We start from the raw sequence: 18,013 nt of genomic DNA, 5'->3' as shown, positions 1-18,013 counted from the left end.
TCCTCCGTTGCGCGCCCATTTGATTCCGGAGCACTAGGACGGTGAAGCGTCAGCGCGCGGCTCGGATCTGCGTTGCCTGCTGTTACTGAACTATTCTTTGATAGCTCCGATTAATACGCCTTTGACAAAATATTTTTGCAGAAAAGGATAGAGCACCAGAATCGGCAGCGTCGAGACAATGATCGTCGCATACTTGATCGTCTCCGCAATCGCAATCCGATCGCCCGCCCCGGAGTCGGTCATCATGCTGTCCATCGAGTTCGTGATCAGAATCTCGCGCAGCACGAGCTGCAGCGGGAACAGCTCCCGATCCCGCATATAGATCAGGGCGCTGAAGTAGGAATTCCAATGCCCGACGGCATACCACAGGATCATGACCGCGATGACCGGCATCGATAACGGAATGATGATGCGGAACAGAATGACGAGATCATTCGCCCCGTCGATGCGCGCCGACTCCTCCAGACTAATCGGAACAGACTGGAATCCGGTTCGCATAATAATCATGTTGAAGGTGCTGATCGCCCCGGGAATGAGCAGGGCCCAGACCGTATTCAGCATCCCGAGCTTGTTAATGAGCAGGTACGTCGGAATCAGTCCCCCGCCGAAGAACATCGTAATGACGATCAGCAGCATGAGAATATTTTTGAAATACAGATTGCGCCGCGACAGCACATAAGCCCCGATAGCCGTCAAGAGCAGATTGATCGCCGTGCCGCAGGTGACATAGATCAGCGTATTCCGGTATCCCGTCGTAATCATCGGATTGTCGAATACGGCCTTATACGCGCTCAAGTTCAGCTCCAGCGGTGCCAGCAGCAGCCCGCGATGCTGAGCGAGCGAGGCGGGACTGCTCAAGGAAGCGAATCCGACATAGATGAACGGATACAGCGTCACGAAGCAGAGCAGCAGCATCAATATCGTATTGAATCCGGTAAACACTTTCTCTCCGAGTGAAGTTCTCAACGGCCCGCCTCCTCTCTACCATAATTTGTGCTCGCTGACCCGCTTGCTGATCGTATTGGAGACGACCAGCAAAATAAAGCTGACCACCGAGTTGAACAAGCCGACCGCTGTCGTGAATCCATAATCCGAATCGAGCACCCCTCTGCGGTAGACGAAGGTGGAGATGACATCCGCCGTCTCGTACGTAAGCGGGCTGTACATGAGCAGCACCTTCTCGCTGCCGACGCTCATCATCGAACCCATGTTCAGAATGAACATAATGACGATGGTCGGCATCATTCCCGGAATCGTAATATGAAGCACCTGCTTGAAGCGCCCGGCTCCGTCGATCTTGGCTGCTTCATACAAGGTCGGATCGATCGTGGCAATCGCGGCCAGGTAGATAATCGAGCCCCAGCCGAGTCCCTGCCAGATGCCGGAGCCTACGAACAGCGTCCGGAACCAGCCAGGCTCTGACATGAACGGAATGCTGTCGATGCCCAGAAAGCCAAGCAGCTGATTAATCAATCCGTCCCGCGCCAGAAAATCGAACATCATCCCCACCACGACGACAATCGAGATGAAATGCGGCAGATAAGAGATCGTCTGCACCGTGCGCTTGAAGATTCGCCCCCGAATCTCATTCAGCAGCAGGGCCAAAATAATCGGCGCAGGAAAGGCAAACAACAGCTCGTAAACATTGATCAGGATCGTATTGCGTAGCAGGCGGCCGAAGTAGTAGCTGTCGAAGAAGTTCTTGAAATGATCGAAGCCGATCCACTTGCTGCCCCAGATGCCGTCCGCGATGCTGTAATCTTTGAAAGCCATCAGCAGGCCGTACATCGGTCCATAGTGGAAAATGGCGTAATACGCGATAACCGGAAGCGCCAGCAAATAAATATATTTATTCCGCTTCAAGTCCTTCTTGATGAGGCTCCGCTTTTCGAGCTTGCGGCGTTCTTTCGCCTTCTTGTCGGGCTGAAGCGCCGGTGGTGAAGCTGCCATCCGTGTCCCCACTTTCCTCGTTGTATGGAAGAAGCGAGAGAGAATCTCCCGCTTCTCGCCGCATTAACGTTGGTTATAACGCTCCAGCGCGTTCTGCTGAATCCCGATCGCTTCCTGAAGCCCCATGCCTTCGATTGTCTTGACGTATTTGTCGAAGTTGTCAAGCGGCTCCTGCCCCATAATGAACTTCAAATACATCTCATCCTTGAAGGTGTTGATATCGTTCATGATGGAAGCATAGCGGCTGCTCTCTTCGCTGTTCGGCGTCGTGCGCGGCAGCTTCAGCTCCAGCGTCGGCTCCGCCCAGATCTCCTTGGACTTGAGCTGGTCCGGAGAGGTGGTATACTGCTCGTCGAAGCGGATATCAAGCATGAACGGTCCGCTGAACGTCGCGCGGTTATGCTGCGACATCGACTGAATCAGCGGAAGCCCGGAAGGATTGTTCAGCACTTCCGGCTTGAATACCGGCTTGCCGTTCTCCAGCGTGTAACTGACGCCTTCCTTGCCGAAGTTGAACAGCAGGGTGCCCTCCTCCGAATACGCATAATCGAGCCATTTTACCGTCTCGACCGGATTTTTGTTGCTCGTCGTAATCGCGGCGCCAATGCCCGTATACGCGAAGTCCTTATATCCCCAAATCTGCTTGTCGCCCTTGTTCATGACGGGATACGGAGCGGCGACGAGATGGAAATTCGGGTCCTTGTCCTTCATGAGCGTATTGTAATTGCCGATCCCGCTGCCCGTATACAGCACGGCCGCGCCGATCTGCCCGCCGGTGATCTTCGCTTCCAGCAGCTTCGCATCCGTGGTGGCAAAGTCGCGGTCCAGCAGCCCTTCCTGATACCATTTGTTCATCAGCGTCAGGAACTCCTTGAACCTCGGATCCGTCGGTCCATACTTGACGGTGCCGCCCTCCTGATAGAATCCGGCATTAATGCCGAAGGCGCCCAGGAAGGCGGTCGATGCGTCCACATCGCCTTTGGCCAGATAGAGCGGAATCTCGTCGGCCTTGCCGTTGCCGTTCATATCATTCTCTTTGAACGCCTTGAGCACGGCATACCATTCATCAATCGTCGTCGGCATCTCCAGGTTCAGCTTATTGAGCCAGTCCTGCCGGATCGTCGGCCCGAGAAATACTTTTAACCGATCATGCGAACGAATGAACGGGAACGCATAGATGCTGCCTTCATCCGTCATAATCTCCTTCTTCCACTCCGGATGCGCTTCCAGCACCTTCTTCAGATTCGGCGCATGCTGATCAATCAGCTCGTTCAGGCGGATGATTTTGCCGTCCTTAATCGCTTTTTCGGGGCCGCCCGGATAACTCGTCCATGAATACTCGATGACATCCGGCAGTTTATCCGAGGTCAACATCAGATTGAACTGCTCCTTCGCTTGCTGCCCTTCCGGCGGATGCTGGAAGTCCACCTTTACCCCCGTGACACTCTCCAATTCCTTATAAGCCTCGATTTCATTGTAGCTTTTCAGCGTGGCGGAGACTTGGCTGACCATCTGCACCCAATACGTCAGATTCGTCAGCTTCTCGGGCGGCTGGTCGCCGTTCGCCTCTTGACCGTTCGATCCGGAGCCGCCGCTGCAGGCAGCCAGCGTTAACGCCATCATGGCAGCCAGGAGCGAGATGCATACGCGTTTTGCGGGATGTAATTTCACGCGACGCCATGGGTGAACCTGCTTCAATACCTTCGATTCCTTCGGTTCCTTGGCTCCCTTCGGTTCCTTCACTTCTTTCACTTCACAATGCCCCCCTCACATGAGATGTTCTCCTCTCTTGCCTTACCCTTTTTACGATACCGGAAGGCTCCGTTCCTTGAATACTCCCGACTTTACCGCCGGGACCGTATTAATTTAAGATCGGGGACTGATTATTTTAAAAATAGGCTGACGATTTTTAAGGTAACCCGGCATTCTTCCCTGTATTGGCGCGGGTTGCTCCCCGCTTCAAGAAGCAGAGGAGCCATCCTTCCCAGAGGAAGAATGGCTCACCAATCGTTCATTTACGCATCCTTCAGTTGCGCAATGAGGCGAAGCAGCTCGCTGGCTGTCTGCTCATCGATATGCTTGCCGGACTGGGCCTGAATGAACTGCTCCAGCGCCCGATATGTGTCCGGGTCGTTCAAGTCCCCCTTCTCCACCTTCGCAATATGACTTTTCAGCGCCTGAACGATGCCGCGGTTCGTGATCCGCCCCTCGGCCTCCGCCCGATCCACCACCTCATACAGATCCTGCACCGAGACCGTCTTCACTACTGTGAAGGCAAGAGTTGCTTCACGAACATTCCCTGCATGATCAGACGCCGTAATCTTCAGTTCATGACGTCCTGCCGCCAGCTCCGACGGAACGATGACATAAGGAGCCTCCAGCGGAACGCCATCCAGCAGCACCGTAATCGCCTGCACGCCGCTCAAGGCGTCAGTCGCCGCAATCGGCAGCGTGACCGGGGCGCTGCCATAGACGATATCCGTTACCGAGGCCTCGATGATCGGGGCCGTGCGGTCAATCTTGACGCTCGCCATCACCTCGTCGCTCGTTACCCCGGAGAGCTGTCTCACCCTGGCATAGACGTTCGTCTCGCCCTCGGCGTCGATCGTGAACGGCTCCCGGTATTCCGTCCACGTGCCGGCTTCCCCGATCTTGTACTGATTTCTCAAGCCAGAGCCTTCCTCTATCGGAGTCGGGTTGGTCACCTTCACCTCCACCTTCTCCTTGGTCCACTCCTGATCAGGCGCAAGCTCAATGACCGGCGCCTCGATGCCTTCGCTCTCGCGCAGCTCCCAGATCGGCTGCGAAGGCTTCGGCAGGTTCAGGGCCGCGATCTGGGCCTTCACGGTACCGGGCGTATATTTGACGAACCATTTATCGAAAAATTCGGTCAAATCCTCCCCCGCCGTCTTCGAGGCCATGACGACAAACAGGTCAATCTTGGCCTGATTATCCGCCGGAAGCTGATTCGCCGGCAATTCGCGATAGGCGCGGTGCAGCTCTTGATAGAAGTCCCAGCCGTAGGCTAACGACAATTGGCGGAACAGGACCAGATTGACGAACAGATCCTGACCGGACTTGCCGTACACCGTCGTGCCCGGATCGCTCTGCTCCAAATAATCCCGGGCGCGATCATAGAAATCCTGTCCCTCACTGTTGCGGGTGAGCAGATTGCTTGGATTGCCGAACTTCTGCTGCACGTACAGGGAATAAATATTGACCGTGACTTCCCCGGTGACGTCCCAACTCCACGGGCCCTGCTGATACTCATGCCCGGTCTCATGCCAGAAGCCCCAGCCATTGCGCGTGACCCGCTCGATATCGACCGCATGCGCCGCGGACGGATCGATCTGGAACATAATCGGGTAGCCCGCATGCATGAAGCCGGCGCTGATCTGGCGGTCCGCCACGTAGCGGAACGGCAGATTCACGCTGCGATGAGGCATCGGCGCATCCGGGGACAAGCCGGCGACTTCATCCGTGTACTCCACGATCCGATCCCATTGCTCCAGCAATGGCTTCGGATCGCCAAGATTCCGCACATATTCGGATGGCAGCGTCAGGATGACTCTGCGCCCTTGCAGCTCGGCCCAAGGTGCCGGGCGCTGGCTGATGTCCGTTCTCCACTCTTCCTCCGTCGTCTGGCCGAGCACATAATAAGGAGCCTCGACTCCGCCCTGAATCGCAATGTCCTTCTGGACGCCTGCCTGCGGCTTCGTCGGAATGAGATAGAGAAGTCCGCCGTACGGGCTGCGGATTCGATTCTCGCCCGGCGCCAGCGCCTTCCGCTGGGTGACGACAGGAATGCGTTTCCATACATTTTGGCTCGTCAAATTATCCGTATGCGCGCCCACCTGCACATCCAGCCCGGCCGTTCCTTCCGGAACATGAACCGTCAGCCATTCCCCTGCCGGCGCATATAATCCGGTGCTAATCCAATTTTTCGGCACCGTGCCTTGGCGCAAATGATCAAAGGTCGAATAATCGAAATCAACCGCGACCGTCTTCTGCCGCACTCGCGGCGCATCGGCGGGAACGGGTCCCGGGAAGTTGTCGGCATACGGGGATTTCGGAGCGTCAAGCTGATTGCCGACCAGACTTAACTTGTACGCGAGCAAGGCGCTGGAATAAGGAGACAGGGAGCGGTCAAGCGGGAAGCTCAGATCCGTGTCCAGCTGCTCGGCGTCCTGTTGAATCTGCGCATGCATCGGACTCTCCGCGGTCAGGCCGCCGAAGGTGCCCCCGGTGATGGCTGCCAGCACCTGCAGCTTCTTCTTCGCATCGGCTCCCGCCGGGCCAATCTCGAGCAGATTCGGATCCAACTCCCCTGCTTCTACCCGCTTCGCCTGATCAACCAGAGCAGCCGCGTGATAATGATTCGCCCCCTCTTCCGTCAGCTTGGGGAACGTCTCTGTCTTCGTGGTCGCAATATTGTTCATCAGGCCGAGCCCCATCCGGTTCAGCAGCCTCTGAAGCGGATAATCCTCGTTCAGCTTGGCCGTGCGTCCCTGATACGCCTCCCCCAGGAACACATTCGGATATTGCTCCATGACCCATCCTTTCATCGCCACGACGATGCTGCCGCCCCGCTCCACATAGGAAGCCAGCGTATCGATCTCGTCCTGCTTCATCGTCGCGTCCACATAGGCAACCGGGTAGCGGGCAGGATCGAGCTCGAACGAATGGAAGGAATCACTTGTCAACACTTGGATCGGATAACGGGAATCTGCGGTAAAGCTCTTGCTTGTCGCCGTGAGCAGAGGGAGCGTGCCTGCGCCGTCAAGCGCATCCTGATAAGTGAGAGGTTCCGCTTCTTCGGTTGCCCAGATGAGGATATTGCGGGCGACCGTGCGGCGATCATCGGTCATATCGGAGGTGAATTTGAAGTAAGAATCGTCCCCGGCGACGACGACCCGCCCTGCGCCGTAACGGGCCGCCGCCAGAATCGGCGTCGTCTCCGGATTGGCGGCCAGCACGAAGGCGCTGTCCCCGATGGCGGCGACGCCTCCATTGTAGGTGGCCGATACGGAAGGATATCCCCCCAGGTCACGGTAGATCACATCCAGATCATGCTGCGAAGCTGCCCGCGCCCGGTTCCCGCTCCCGGGCTCCGTCTGCGCCCGCGTCTTGGCGGCGGCGAAGCCTCTGTCGACGGCGTATGCGTGTGCGGCGTCTTCATCTGCGGCGTATGCCCCAGTGACATATGCGTCTGTGGGGTATGCCCCAGCAGCCGCCTGCCCCATCACCATGGACAGCCCCAACGCGCATGCCGCGATTCGCATCCTCTTGCCTGTTCTTGTACTCAACATTATTCATCTCCTTTGCCGGATAGAGTGTGCTTACTAGATGAACATACATGAAGGAGGCGCGGCATGAACACCAACGATATTTAAGATTTCACTGTACTTTTTAGCAGTCGATGGGATAGAAAAAAGAGGGCTCCCCTGGACGGGGGCCCTCGATTCCGCGGAGAAGGGGGGCCCAGGCGGAAGCTTCTTCATCGGCGATGAACTCTCCCTCCTGCAATGACGCCGCAAGTGGACGGAAGCGCCCCTTCGGGGCACCGCGGCTGCTTCTTTGTCCCATTACACAAACCCGAAGCCGTTCCGGTCATCCCCGGCGGCTTGGCCGCGATCATCGCAGCTTGCCAGCACACATTATTCAAGCCGTAACGACGCCAACAATCATCAGGACGCCGGCTATCACCGGCACGGAAGTGCTGACACACAGGGCAGTCAATAAAATGGCATGCGAGCGAGGTCCATCGACGAGTTCAAGGATTTAACATCACACCAGCATCAGCATCCGATACACTGAAGCTGCAAGAATGCAGGATTTTCCTCAAAGCCGCTTAACGCTCACTGGAATCCTGCATATATACATCAATTTCAACCCGTTACGGCTCCAATTCGGCCGCAACAGCCGAATTCCTGCAGCCTCCAGGCTGTTGGAAAACCCCTGTTTTTTTGCGAAGGGGTGGAGATAGTCCATTTTCCTCATCCAAACTTGGCTCTCAGAGCGTTTTTAAATCGATTTTTTCTACCGGGTGAAGAGAGCCATCACAGGTAAAAAGTCCCATAGACTACTCAATAGCCTGATTTTACGGGTCCAAGCGACCGCGTCGGATGCTGGGGGCATCATCGCCTTCAGGAAGCATTATCGGCCTGCTGGAAGCATCGTTGCCTCCTGGGGCTTGGACGTGCGGAGGAAATTGCTGCTATTTTACAGGAATTTCGTCTTAATGAGTCCACATCCCGAGGAATTGCTGCAAATCTACATCATTTTAGGCCCTTTTGCTTCAAGCCGAAGCGAAACCGGGGAAATTCCTGTAATTTTGCAGGATTCCCTTTCTGGAAAAGTCGTCCATATCGAATTGCTGTATTTATGCAGGATTTCGCGTACCGAATAGGCGTGTCTGGAGAAATCGTGGAGTTTTGCGGATTTCGCCTGCCGGATGGGCGTGTCTAGGGAAATGGTGCAGTTTTCAGGCCGGTAGAAATATCAATTCCCTACTCAAAACTTCTTTCTCAACAGCCTGAGCCTCGCAGGATTTGCAAAGAATTCCCCCATCATCGAGATAAAAAACTGTAATTTTGCAGGATTTCCACGTTTGCTGCCATGAACCTCAAAAGAATGGCGACCTGGCTCTGGAAGACCGGTCGTCCAACTGCCGGCTTATACCGCCCTTACCTCCAGGCGCTTATTGTTTTTTCCTTTGCTTTTGATATCGGTAATCTCCATCCCGCCAATTTCTCCGGTGCTGCGGACATGGGTGCCCCCGCAGGCTTGCTCGTCAACCGACTCGATAGCTACGAGACGGACGGTGCGGACAGAGGGCGGCAGCAGACTGACAACCGTCTTAATCATGCCGGGAATATTCTCCGCCTCTTCCCTGCTTACGGTCCGGTAGGAGATCGGAACATCCGCCGCAATGATGCGATTCGCTTCCTTCACGATATCGTCCCGCTGCTCCGGCGTCAGATCCTGAAGCTGATTGAAGTCGATGCGCGCCCGATCAGGGTAAATCTGATTGCCCGTGCACAAAGCGCCATATTTTTGGTAGACTACCGCGCCAAGCACATGCAGCAGGGTGTGATGGCGCATCAGCCCCAGGCGACGCTCCCAGTTCACACGCACGCGGACCGGTCCTTGATTCAAGTCCGCTCCGTTCCTCACATAGTGGACAATGCGGCCGCCCTCCCGTTTTACGCTGTAGACCTCGAACGTCCGGCCATCCTGTTCCAGGAAGCCGGTATCATGCTCCTGCCCTCCCCCTGCGGGGTACAGCACGGTCTGGTCCAGGATGATTTTGTCCTCGACCGCTTCCAGCACAGCCGCCTCGCATTCCTGCAGATAACAATCTTCCAAAAACAATTCTTTCGTCATTGATTACCTCTCCTTTTCTATTAGACGTTATTAACCCAACCACTACAATCGAATGTCAGAAAAACGGCTCCTGACGAAGCGAACCGTTCCTCCTGGCGCCGAGCGAAATCCAGCCAGTCCATTCCTAGTAGTTATATTACTGCTTACTATAATTTCGATAGGCCGGGAAGTCAAGTATTTCCATACATGTTCCGTAATCAACGCTATCTCCGCTAAGAAATTCATTGTTCAAAATGAACTCCAATGCCGCACCCACCTTCTCCCATCCGAACGGTTACCATCGGGCTAGATTCATATTATCCTAATAGACTCGGCATCACAAAAAAAGAAATATATGTTCATGATGTCATATTCAGTTATTTCTAGTATAATTATTAAGAGTGGTTATACTTGTCCGGTAACCGCGAAATATGAATGAAGGAGGCGCTCGAATGGCCACAAGCCCAACCATCCCGACGGTCAATCCTTTTTCATCCGATTTTAAGGATCATGCTTATACGCTGTATGAGAAGCTCAGAGAACATGATCCGCTTCACCGAATCATTCTGCCCAACGGCAGGACAGCCTGGATCGTGACCCGCTATAAGGACGCCGTAGCCGCTCTGAAAGCCGATCATTTGAAGAAAAATCTGTTCCAATTCATCACGCCCGACGAAATGGGACTCCCCCCGTCCCAAATGGACCTGATGCTCAGACATATGCTCAATTCGGACCCGCCGGATCATACCCGGCTCCGCGGCCTCGTGCAAAAGGCATTTACCCCTCGCATGATTGAAAGGCTAAAGGACCGTATTCAGGGCATAGCGGATGCGCTGCTCGATCAAGTGGAGGATCAGGCCTCCATGGAGCTGATTCAAGATTATGCCTATCCCCTTCCGATTATTGTCATCAGCGAGATGCTGGGTCTGCCCGGCGAAGAGAGGGATCAATTCCGCCAATGGTCCCATGCGTTCGTCTCGGCCATCAATGTGCCGGAGAAATATAAGCAAATCGAATCGGAGATAGACGCTTTTACGGACTATATCACGGCCCTGATTGAGCAGCGCCGGCGAGATCCGAAGGAAGATCTGTTATCCTTGCTGGTTCAAGCGGAATCCGAAGGAGACTCCTTGTCGGAAAAGGAACTGATATCGACGATTCTCCTGCTGATCATCGCCGGGCATGAAACGACCGTAAACCTGATTGGCAATGGCATATTCACGTTATTGACTCATCCGGATGAACTGGAGACGCTGCGGAACACCCCTTCCTTAATGGATTCCGCCATCGAAGAGCTGCTCCGGTTCATGGGCCCGGTCGAATTCGCAACGAACCGCTGGATTGGAGAAGATCATGAATGGAACGGCAAGCTCATCTCGAAGGGGGACATGGTGCTAGTCGCGCTTGCCTCGGCCAACCGCGATCCCGAGTACTTCAAGCAGCCGGATCGGCTGATACTGTCCCGGGAGCGGAACCATCATATCGCGTTCGGAATGGGTATCCATCATTGCCTGGGAGCTCCCCTCGCCCGCCTGGAAGGACGGATTGCGATCAGCACGCTCTTGCGCCGTCGGAGTGGCATGAAGCTGGCCGTGCCGCCCGAGCAGCTCGAATGGCAGCCCACTTATCTGATGCGCGGATTCGCCTCCTTGCCGCTGGAATTCAAGTAACGACGTGAACGCGCTGAGTTGACATGCATATCCGCTTCCCGCCTCCTGATCCGCTTCGTGCGGTTCGGGAGGCTTTTGGATCCGCAAGCGCGATGTTCAGCCGTCACTTGCCTGCAGCTGCCCTCAAGCCGTTTTTATGGGGAAATCAGTCCGCATTATGAAGGAGGATCCGCTGACGAAGAAGCGGCGGCTTCGATGAGCGCATGCATATGCTGCAGCGGCAGCGCCGTTTCCTGATCCGAATAACTGGCGAAGACGACCCTCCTTCCAATAGGACGGCATTTGATGGGACGGCTTCCACTCACGGATTTAATCGTTCCCGCGAACCTGGCTATTCCACTGCCCGGAGTCTTTCCACGATAGTCGATTTGGAGAGCGATTGATAAGCGGCAAGCGTTACGACCAAGGAGATCGTGACCAGCAGCGGAATGAGGGACGCGATGGGCCATATGTTCATGGTGAACTCCGTAAAAGCCAGATTTTCCGATATCCCTTTCCCTGCCCGGTAGATGATGTACATGCCTGCCGTTCCCGCAATTGCGCATGTGAACAACACGCTGTAGAGCCCTTCATACACAAGCATTTTCTTCAGCTGCTTTTTGGTCATGCCGATGCTTTCCAGCATGGCGAATTCATTCCGCCGCGAGAGCACCCCGGTAATGACCGTATTGATATAGTTCAAGATGCCAATCAGAGCGATGACCAAGCTTAATCCATAACCGACCGTTTGGAAGATGCGGATGAACCCTTGCATCTCCTTGGTGTAATCTTCCCTCGATATCATCATCAGATCTGGAAATGAGGCAGTTACGGCCTTCGCAGCATGCGCCACCTGATCCCGCTTGGCAGGATCGGCGTGAAGTGTAACGGAGAGAATCTCAGGGTTGTCGATCGAAGTGACGAACTCGTGCGCCGGGAAATACACATTGAAGCCCCCGCTGCGATAAGACTGCGTCCCTGCCGCATAGAGCGCATCCGGCTTCATCACCGCCAGCACCGCATAGCTTTTTTCCATGCCGTCCAGCTTGATACGGTCGCCCGGTTGATAATAACTTGCATATTGATCGTCTTCTAATGCCGTTTCCGTAATCAATACATAGTCCCCGGAGTCGAATATCTCCCGGTCAAATGCACCGGCTGCAATATCGCTCTTCTGAATCACGTCAATCCATCCGCTATCGATCCCATGAAGCTGCACCCATACTGCTCCCTTTTCCAAAATAGATGTAAAAACAGGCATGCCGGGATCTTCAGCCGCCGCCACAGGCTCCAGCAGGGATCGAACCGTTTCATTGAGCTGGAACTGAACTTCCTTGTAATACACCTTATCCAGACTCTTCACGCCATCAATTGCCCCTAGCGCCTTGCCAATGTCCTCCGTCAGCGCATAGCCGGCCTTATCGATAGCCCTTCTGCCGCCTGCGGAAGCTTCTTTGACAACGAAGTCCCCCGAGATGAAGGAATTCAAGTATTTGTTCATATTGAACGATGAGATTACGGTGTAAATCGTGCCGAACAGAATAATACTCAGTGACAGCGAGGCCAGCATCAGGAACAGCTTTTTCTTGTGGCGAAGCAGATTGGCCAGGGACATTCTCGATAGCCTTGCTCCATGAACGGTTCTCCTGGTTTTCCTTCTGCTGCTTCCGCTGATCCCGGCAAACTTCACCGCCTCGACGGGCGCAATCCTTGCCGCCATCCTGCCCGGCTTATTTGCAGCAATCCGGACCGTCATATAGGAGAACAGCGCCGCCCCCGCGAAAATGAACGGACTGGCCGAATACGAGGTCTCTATCTTTTCGGAAGACAGACCCGTTATCATCGGCGTTACCCAGCGTCCGATCCCGTAACCTAAGGCAAGGCCGAGGGGCAGAGCGACCACATATAATAGATTGGCCTGAATGGAGATGATCTTTCTAAGCTGCCGGGGTGTGGTCCCAATCGTCTTCAATAGACCGTAAAATGTAATATCCTTGACCACCGAAATATGAAAAATGTTGTATATCAGCAGGTAACCGCTCAGCATAATGATGAGCACCAGCCCGGCATAGGGCAGTGCATTGGCAATATTTTCAGAAAAGGATACACTCGTATAGGCCCAGTTCACCCCATAAGACGCGTCAACCCCGGCCTCGGATAGAACGTTCTTGATCTTCTTCTCGATATCCCAAGCATTGTTGAACATGACATCCAGTCTTATTGTATTGGCATAACTGCCCGTCCGCCTGGATGCTTCCGGATCGATGTGCGCAATGTTCTTCTGTACGAAAGGCTCCGATACAAACACCAGCCCCGACATCGCCACATACCGATCCGCTTCGTAATAACCCGATAAGATGAAGTTTTTGGACATGTGCTGACCGTTGATGTCCATATCCAGCCGGACTTTTGCCCCTATTTCATGAGGAACGCCGAGCAGATCCAGTATCCAGGTGTTCATCGCAATTTCATTTTCTCGGGAAGGAAGGCCACCCTCCTTGAATGTGACAAAGCTATGTTCGGCCATAGTGTCGTCAATTTGATTGATTTCCACCGTCGTTCCTTTGAATGCAGCGTTTGCGGCACGGCCAACCAACACGGATTTTCCATATTGTTTGACGGACGGATGCCGGATCAGCTTCTCCGCCTCATCCGGCTTGAGGTATTTGAAGCTGCCGTGGAAATCACTTCCCGCCGTTTTCATTTGCGCAAGCTCCATAGACCTATTGATACTGAATCCCATGGTAAAAACGGAGGTGATCAGCAGCGTGGTCAAGACTACCGCACATACGATGATCAGGTTGCGCAGCCGGTTCGCCTGCAAGCTTCTCTTCGCGATATGGAATACGGTTCTCCCATTGTTCGTACGGATCATGCGTTCTCACCTCCGGCCGGCTTCGGATCGGCTTGCGATTCGGCCGTCCTCGATCCGGATCACCCTGTCGGCGGTCTGCGCGATCTCTTCGTTATGGGTAATCATCACCATGGTCTGATTGAACTTCTCGCTCATCTGCTTCATCAGGATCAGCACCTCTTGACTTGTCTTGCTGTCCAGATTCCCGGTAGGCTCGTCCGCCAATAAGATAGATGGCTTGGTCGCCAGCGCCCTTGCAATCGCCACTCTTTGCTGCTGCCCGCCGGACAGGTTGGACGGCAGCATATGAATTTTCGCCTTCAGCCCGAGCGCCCCTATGACCTGATCCACATACGGCTTATCCACGCGGGCTCCATCCAGTTCAATCGGCAGCACGATATTTTCGTATACGTTAAGAATCGGAATCAGATTATAGCTCTGAAACACAAACCCGACCGATCTGCGCCGGAACACGGTCAGATTCTCATCATTCATGCCGAAAATATCGTTCCCGTCCACGTAAACCTTGCCTTCCGTCGCCCGGTCCAGCCCGCCGAGCATATGAAGCAGCGTGCTTTTGCCGCTGCCGCTCGTGCCGACGATGGCCACGAACTCGCCCTTCTCTACGGTCAGGGAAATGCCGTCGAGCGCTTTTACGATCGGTTCCCCTTTGCCGTAATATTTCTTCAGATTGTCAACTTCCAGGATTGGCAAGACGGTCATCTCCCCAAAATAAATAGTCTGTATCCTAGGTACAGACTAAATGTAGCACACGAATCTAACATTCCCGTGTCTGAAATATAACAGTGTTGACACATTCGCCTACACCGCCGGCAAGAACACCGAGAACACCGTCCCCTCCCCCGGTGTCGAAGCAGCCCGGATATACCCGCCCTGGGAGGTGATGATTTCCCTGGCCAGATACAAGCCAATGCCCACGCCTTCATATTCCGCCGCCTTTTTGCATCGGTAAAAACGCTGGAAAATAAGGTTCAGTTCGCTCTCTTCGATGCCGATGCCCTGATCGGCGATGTCGATGCGGCAGAACATTTCTCCGGAATGGGCTGAAATATGGATTCGTCCCCCAGGCTCACTATACTTGACCGCATTTTCCAAAATGTTAAACAGTGCCTCGCCCGTCCATTTCCGATCATGACTGGCTGCCGTTTCTGTATTGCAGCATATCGCGATCTCGATATGCTTTTGTTCCGCTCCGGCGTAAATCTGCGATACGGCTCCGGTTATCGTCTGCAGCACCGGGTGGACAGATGCTCTTATCGCGATGATCCCCGTTTCCAGGCGGGACATCTTGATCAGCGATTGGATTAGCCAATTCAGCTTTTCCGATTGACCTTTGATCTGAGCCACGAGGTGGCGGATATCCTCTGCTTCCTCGCCCGTCTGATGGCTCTCCTCAAGCAGCTGACTGTACAGAACGATGTTGGACAACGGTGTTTTCGTTTGATGGGAAATGTCGGAGATAAGCGCCTTGATATTATTTTTTTCCTCTTTATTTGCCTTTTCATGGGTCTTCGATACATCGATATACCGGATTAATTTGTGCTCCAGGGCTGACAGACTCGTTTCCGCATAACCCGTGATCCGTTCCCGCCCGCTCATCGCCCCGTCCACGATATCATGGACCGTATGGATCACGGCCGCAACCTTCAATTGAAGCATCCAGATCCAGGCTCCTCCCGTTACGAGCATGGCAGCGGCAAACCAAAAGCTAAGCCATCCCGCCGCCCCGTCAAATCCGGTAATGTACAGCATCCCGGACACATAGCCGAGGACCAGCAGAAGGAATATCGAGGAGAAAATGATATAAATCCGTTTGAATTCGAACTCCAGGCGCTTATTCATAACGGGTCCCCTCAGCCCATACATAGCCTAGGCCGTAGACGGTTTTAATGAATTTGGGCGCAGATGGCTCGTCTTCGATCTTCGCCCGCAATCGCTTCACCGTCACCGTTAAGGCGTTCTCGTCTACGAACTCCGCCTCATTCGTCCATACCCGATCCATGAGCTGCTCTCGGGTTAGAATCGTCCCCCGGTTCCCCACCAATGCTTTGAGCAGCTTCTGCTCGGTTCGGCTTAGCGTCATGGACCGGCCCCGTTTGCGAAATTCCATGTTCCCGAAATCGAATACCAGATCGCCGATCGTCAACTTGTCCTCTTGCTGCGGGTCCATCCTTCTCAACACGGCCATAACCCGCGCGCGCAGCACCATCAGGCTGAACGGCTTCGTAATATAGTCATCCCCTCCCAGCTCCAGCCCGGTCACAATGTCCGCCTCCAGATCGTTAGCCGTCAAAAATACGATCGGAACCCGGGATGTCAGGCGTATCCGCTCACAGAAATCCAGGCCACTGCCGTCAGGCAGGTTGACGTCGAGGATAATCAAATCGATAGACCCGTTCGAAAACAGCTTGTCCGCCGTGGCCAAATCGTAAGCCTGTCGAATCGTAACCCCGTCCCGGGCAAGCGTAAGGGCAATGCCCTTATTCAAGCTGATATCGTCCTCCACTACGAGCAGTGTAGTCATGGCAAATGGCCGCCCCTCTTCCTCAATCCATGCTTCTTCTCATTCACTCGATCGTGAGCACGTCCTCAGCGGCAAATGATAGGCATGGAATATGATTGCTTCCCTCCGAAATGATCATATCACCATCAATCTACCACGCGTACGTTCGCTAGTTCAATAGACTACCTCCCTATATCAACTGCCCTTCACCCTCTATCCTCACCCTTGCTTTCTGCCGCTAGCAATCTACCGGCATCGCACTCTGTCAGCATCACAGTCTGCCAACATAGCAATCTGACAACATAGCAGTCTGCCACATAGCACTCTGCCAGCATCACAGTCTGCCACATAGCACTCTGCCCAGCATCGCAGTCTGCCACATAGCACTCTGCCCAGCATCGCAGTCTGCCAGCACAGAAAAGCTGCAGAAACGCAGGAATTTCCTCAGGGGTGATTAACGCTGCTTGGAATCCTGCAAATTTACATCAATTTCGGCCCGCTACGGCTCCATTTCCGCGAAAACGTACAAATTCCTGCATTCTGGCAGGAATTATGGAAAACACGCCCTCCAATGCAATAAAATACTGTATATTTGCAGGATTCACATGCAATGACTCTTCCCGCCGGGAACCGCCACGCAAGTAGACACGCCGTCGTCCCTCTCCATAGGATCCCATGCACAGCAAAAAACCGGCCTTCCGGCCGGTTCCTGCGCTTAGGGCTTGCGCTTCGGTTTATTATATCCCTTATCGCCAAAGGGCTGCAGCTTCTCGATCCACAGCTCCAGCAGCGCGTCCACCTCGTCCCGGTATTTCTTCAATTCGGAACGTTCGGCGACACTCTCTTCGCGCGGCTTGATCTGATCAAGCTCCTCGAACACGAAGCAGTCGCCGCCGTACGCATCCCAATCCTGCTTCAGCTCCGGAATGCCGTTCATCTTCGTCTGCTTCATGAATTCGAGCCGGTTTTTGGCTCCATCCAGATCCATCGTGCCGTCCACGAGAATTTTCCCGTTCTTGACATTGCGAATCTGGTAGACGCCCATCGGCCGGAACGATTTCTGATATGCCGAGGCGAGCTCTTTCTTTCTCTGCTTATCCATTGCCATGACGGCTCCTCCTTCCCCTCGTTGCTGCGAATCAATCATACGAATCAATAACCCATTTCCTTCAGCAGGGCCGACAATGTCCGCAGCCGTTCGCCATTCAGCTCGTCATCGTCGCTGAGCGCCTGGCTGAACAGCTTGATATCTTCCTTAATCTTCTCATTGTCGGTGCATACCGCCACTGTCATCGCATCCCCTTGCAATCCGATGCGGTCGATGACCGGATTTTCCGGATCGTACAAGTCCTGATAACGATACGCTTCGCGGAAATGAACCATACTCCGGCAGACCAGAATGGCCAGGTCGAGCACGCGGTGAAGCGGCAGCTCCTCCGACTGTCTGGACCATTTCTCGCCGGTATATCGCCATACTTTGGCCGAGATATCGACCTTGCCGCGGTCATTCCATTGGGCCAAGCCCAAGGAGAGCCCCTTCGCATCGGAATGTCCCGAATAACGTCCATCCACCTTCTCGTAATTCTCCGAGACAATGACAGGCTTATGCTTAAGATTTGTAGGAATTTTCATCTTCTATATCCTCCATCCGATCTGAACTATATCGAAATA

The 18,013-nt window shown here is 54.1% G+C and carries 14 protein-coding genes; 2 read left to right on the top strand and 12 right to left on the bottom strand.

What is annotated here, in order from left to right; all coding sequences use genetic code 11:
* Positions 1 to 90 precede the first annotated feature (90 nt).
* The 4 genes from NNL35_RS15475 to NNL35_RS15460 form a co-directional block, all read right to left on the bottom strand.
* Complete coding sequence (locus NNL35_RS15475) at positions 91 to 915, bottom strand: carbohydrate ABC transporter permease (protein WP_254553995.1); 825 nt, start codon at positions 913 to 915, stop codon at positions 91 to 93.
* Between the two features lie 66 nt (positions 916 to 981).
* The gene (locus NNL35_RS15470; protein WP_254553578.1) at positions 982 to 1,950 is read right to left on the bottom strand and encodes an ABC transporter permease; all 969 of its coding nucleotides are present in this window, start codon (positions 1,948 to 1,950) and stop codon (positions 982 to 984) included.
* A gap of 63 nt (positions 1,951 to 2,013) precedes the next feature.
* Positions 2,014 to 3,573 (bottom strand): extracellular solute-binding protein, encoded by a 1,560-nt coding sequence (locus NNL35_RS15465; RefSeq protein ID WP_254553994.1) that lies wholly within the window; start codon positions 3,571 to 3,573, stop codon positions 2,014 to 2,016.
* A 392-nt stretch (positions 3,574 to 3,965) separates the two neighbouring features.
* Positions 3,966 to 7,256 carry a M60 family metallopeptidase gene (locus NNL35_RS15460; protein WP_254553577.1) on the bottom strand — a complete coding sequence of 1,097 codons (3,291 nt, stop codon included), beginning with the start codon at positions 7,254 to 7,256 and terminating at the stop codon, positions 3,966 to 3,968.
* A 935-nt stretch (positions 7,257 to 8,191) separates the two neighbouring features.
* Between NNL35_RS15460 and NNL35_RS15455 the strand changes: the two genes are divergently transcribed.
* Entirely contained in the window at positions 8,192 to 8,359 is a 168-nt protein-coding gene (locus NNL35_RS15455; RefSeq protein WP_254553576.1) for a hypothetical protein, read from the top strand.
* 266 nt (positions 8,360 to 8,625) lie between these two features.
* On the opposite strand, the gene NNL35_RS15450 is transcribed toward NNL35_RS15455, so the two are convergent.
* Positions 8,626 to 9,336 (bottom strand): alanyl-tRNA editing protein, encoded by a 711-nt coding sequence (locus NNL35_RS15450; RefSeq protein WP_254553575.1) that lies wholly within the window; start codon positions 9,334 to 9,336, stop codon positions 8,626 to 8,628.
* A gap of 431 nt (positions 9,337 to 9,767) precedes the next feature.
* Here NNL35_RS15450 and NNL35_RS15445 point away from each other — a divergent pair, with 431 nt between their 5' ends.
* Positions 9,768 to 10,985 carry a cytochrome P450 family protein gene (locus tag NNL35_RS15445; RefSeq protein ID WP_133383804.1) on the top strand — a complete coding sequence of 406 codons (1,218 nt, stop codon included), beginning with the start codon at positions 9,768 to 9,770 and terminating at the stop codon, positions 10,983 to 10,985.
* Between the two features lie 155 nt (positions 10,986 to 11,140).
* On the opposite strand, the gene NNL35_RS15440 is transcribed toward NNL35_RS15445, so the two are convergent.
* The 7 genes from NNL35_RS15440 to NNL35_RS15410 all read right to left on the bottom strand — a co-directional run bounded on the left by NNL35_RS15440 (position 11,141) and on the right by NNL35_RS15410 (position 17,974).
* On the bottom strand, positions 11,141 to 11,290 hold the full coding sequence (locus tag NNL35_RS15440; RefSeq protein WP_254553574.1) for a hypothetical protein: 150 nt from the start codon (positions 11,288 to 11,290) through the stop codon (positions 11,141 to 11,143).
* Between the two features lie 26 nt (positions 11,291 to 11,316).
* A complete protein-coding gene (locus NNL35_RS15435) occupies positions 11,317 to 13,839 on the bottom strand; it encodes an ABC transporter permease (protein WP_254553573.1) in 2,523 nt (840 codons plus the stop codon).
* A 6-nt stretch (positions 13,840 to 13,845) separates the two neighbouring features.
* Positions 13,846 to 14,532 carry an ABC transporter ATP-binding protein gene (locus NNL35_RS15430; protein ID WP_254553993.1) on the bottom strand — a complete coding sequence of 229 codons (687 nt, stop codon included), beginning with the start codon at positions 14,530 to 14,532 and terminating at the stop codon, positions 13,846 to 13,848.
* Positions 14,533 to 14,640: 108 nt separating this feature from the next.
* On the bottom strand, positions 14,641 to 15,681 hold the full coding sequence (locus NNL35_RS15425; RefSeq protein ID WP_254553572.1) for a sensor histidine kinase: 1,041 nt from the start codon (positions 15,679 to 15,681) through the stop codon (positions 14,641 to 14,643).
* Positions 15,674 to 16,363 carry a response regulator transcription factor gene (locus tag NNL35_RS15420; protein ID WP_254553571.1) on the bottom strand — a complete coding sequence of 230 codons (690 nt, stop codon included), beginning with the start codon at positions 16,361 to 16,363 and terminating at the stop codon, positions 15,674 to 15,676. Before NNL35_RS15420 ends, NNL35_RS15425 begins: the two co-directional genes overlap by 8 nt.
* A 694-nt stretch (positions 16,364 to 17,057) precedes the next feature.
* Entirely contained in the window at positions 17,058 to 17,450 is a 393-nt protein-coding gene (locus NNL35_RS15415; RefSeq protein WP_006677344.1) for a GIY-YIG nuclease family protein, read from the bottom strand.
* 44 nt (positions 17,451 to 17,494) lie between these two features.
* Positions 17,495 to 17,974 carry a DUF6530 family protein gene (locus NNL35_RS15410; protein ID WP_006677343.1) on the bottom strand — a complete coding sequence of 160 codons (480 nt, stop codon included), beginning with the start codon at positions 17,972 to 17,974 and terminating at the stop codon, positions 17,495 to 17,497.
* Positions 17,975 to 18,013 lie beyond the last annotated feature (39 nt).

The organism is Paenibacillus dendritiformis (genome assembly GCF_945605565.1).
Classification (GTDB): Bacteria; Bacillota; Bacilli; order Paenibacillales; family Paenibacillaceae; genus Paenibacillus_B; species Paenibacillus_B dendritiformis_A.
This window is presented reverse-complemented; position numbering and strand designations above follow the sequence as displayed.